Below are 2,369 nucleotides of genomic sequence, written 5' to 3' on the forward strand. Positions count from 1 at the left end.
TGAAGGGTCGGCGAACGGCTCACGGTTGACGCCACGAAGCTCCGTTGCTTCAAGCAGGAGAGGGTCATCCTCGCCGTGCAAAATTCCGCGCATGCCATCGAGTGCTTTTAGGATTTTGTTCTTCAATTCTTGCGGCGAAATGTCTGTAATTCCTGATTCACGCAAAGCGTCCTTCGCTGGAATGCACGGGTGCTGGTGCGCAGCTGGTGTGCCTACCGCTAAGTCAAGTCCGATCATTTTTTGTTCTCTCGTGTTGCTTGTATGGCAAGGTGAGCCGGAGTCCCGTAGTTCCAAGCTCGCAGCAGATCGACGTCAATCAAAATCTCGCGCCCTCTGCGAAAGACGCAGCGAGCAAGGGTCTCATCAACATCGCTATTGAGAGCCCGGCTTAACCGTTTGCGAAAAGAAGATTCACTTCCGGAAATTCCGGCAGCCCCCATCGCGTCAGGAACGGGTCGCCGGTCAGGTTGTGTCGGTGCAGGCATGTGATTCTTTGGGGTTGGTGATAGTAGTCACACTCTGTCACCCAGCGTCATCGCACGCCTCAACAAAAAAATATATTTCACCCCTGATTGTTAGTCGAGATTTTGCGACTGGCGTTTTTGATTGAGGACCTGCTGAAGCTTTGCCATTGCGGATGACCGATCCTCATTTTCAACTGGGTGAATCGGTGGGCTGATCCTCCTTTGCTGATTGGAACCACCAGCTACAAGGCGATGGGTAGCTACAGAGTTCCCTGATTTTCGGGGCGATGGCTGTTGTATTTCTGCCTTTTCTGACCCGATTTTCGGGGCACAAGCATGAGGCAATACTTCCGTTTCGCTGGATGTGCCCCGAATTTCGGGGCGGTGCGGGCTAAAAATCGGGGCAGTGTTTTTTTCCGAGGGCTTCTTTTGTGCCCCGTTTTTCGGGGCGGTACCGCTCTTTCTTTCAAACTTCTCCCGTGTCTCCCTCCACAGGCGAAGGGGACCCGATTGTGGTATGGTCAGCTTCCCGTCGCACTCGCCAACGCTGAGAAAAGTTATGGCAAAGAGTGTTGGTCGATCCTTCCGTAGGAACTCTCCCGGCCGGGACACCACAATCCAGCCGTAATGTAGCAACTCATCAATCGCGTTCTGCAACGTTTGCTTGCTCTTCCAGCCCCGAGATTTCATAACAGAAAATGTGGCGCAAATATCGCCGTTATTTACCGGCCCCCCTTTCTGGTAATTCAGTTGTAGGAGCATGTCTGTCAGTAGAGCCTTGGATGACGGTCCCATTCTCGTGTAATTCTCATGGCTGAGGCACGCAACGGGAATGGCAACAAAAGCCCCTCCCTCTCTGCGACCTTTCACCCGATCTCGTCTTCTTGACATCGTTCAGCCTTGCAATCTCCTGGAGCACTTTCTATGACTTTGCGTAAAAATCTCGGGTGCCAGCCTCTTAAGCAGCCGCCGCGTTTTGCGAGATATGCGGATCAGGTCACCATCCAGACAGGCGGGCTCACCATGGCTCTCTGCTCTGGCAACCGCGACGAGGATTCTCACATCATCCGGCTCGAGACCCATCTTGTTGGCGATTTCTTCAATGCGAATTTCAGAAAGAACAGCGGTCACGATGCAGGCCTCCATGTGCCAGCAACCCAAGCATCAACTTCCGAACTCCGCCAAAGATTCTTGCGACCCAGGACAAAAGCAGGCCGGGGAAATTCACCTCGCGACCACAGGCGCCACAAAGTGGTTTTGCTTAGCTTTGTAATCTCTTTCAAATCACCGCTGTCATACATTCGGTTTTGCAGCTGGGCCATTCTGTGTCTACCATCGTTGCTATTAGAAACGCGTTGAAATATTCGGAAACGCACGGCTACGATAGCGACAGGTAGTTAGGACGGCATCAACAGAAAAATGTCGAACCAATTTTTATTTAAGGCGGTTCACCTTAATCAAGTGGTGACAGATTTGGTGACAGATTGAAAAATGCGAGGAAGCACAGAAGCCTACAAAGCCCGGAAGCAAAGGGATTTTAAACGAGTATTCTATATTCAGGTGCAAAATATAGAATAGGGTTTCTCAGAATTTCCATTCACCCTCCTTAAAGCCCTACATCGTGGGGCTTTACCTATGATGGCCCTCTCAAACAGCCAGACTGGCGAAAGTAGTGCTCCTCTGATCCTCGTCATGGAGGCTTAAAAAGCTTAAGGACTCCAAAAAGGACAACGCACTCTTGTAGTAAAATTCAACCTTACCGTATATCAAAAAATGATTGACATATAGCAAAATAGTACCAACATTCAAACAAAACGCATTTTTTGAGATTTGAGTTATGTCAAGGTCTAGTATTGAATCCCCCCCATTATTAAAGGATACCCGATGTGTGACTTTCAGGCCGAA

The 2,369-nt window shown here is 50.0% G+C and carries 4 protein-coding genes; all 4 read right to left on the reverse strand.

Going from position 1 to position 2,369, the window contains the following annotated elements:
* A partial coding sequence (locus E1189_RS06005; protein ID WP_155159138.1) for a hypothetical protein occupies positions 1-237 on the reverse strand: 237 nt, incomplete at its 3' end.
* Between the two features lie 338 nt (positions 238-575).
* Positions 576-1,259: a hypothetical protein gene (locus tag E1189_RS06010; protein ID WP_155159139.1), complete on the reverse strand. Its 684-nt coding sequence runs from the start codon at positions 1,257-1,259 to the stop codon at positions 576-578.
* Positions 1,260-1,358: 99 nt separating this feature from the next.
* The gene (locus tag E1189_RS06015; RefSeq protein WP_155159140.1) at positions 1,359-1,595 is read right to left on the reverse strand and encodes a transglycosylase SLT domain-containing protein; all 237 of its coding nucleotides are present in this window, start codon (positions 1,593-1,595) and stop codon (positions 1,359-1,361) included.
* Positions 1,592-1,786, reverse strand: coding sequence for a helix-turn-helix transcriptional regulator (locus tag E1189_RS26200; protein WP_155159141.1), 195 nt, complete (start codon positions 1,784-1,786; stop codon positions 1,592-1,594). Before E1189_RS26200 ends, E1189_RS06015 begins: the two co-directional genes overlap by 4 nt.
* Positions 1,787-2,369: the final 583 nt, after the last annotated feature.

It is taken from the genome of Parendozoicomonas verongulae (assembly GCF_009711465.1).
GTDB classification, from domain to species: Bacteria; Pseudomonadota; Gammaproteobacteria; order Pseudomonadales; family Endozoicomonadaceae; genus Sansalvadorimonas; species Sansalvadorimonas verongulae.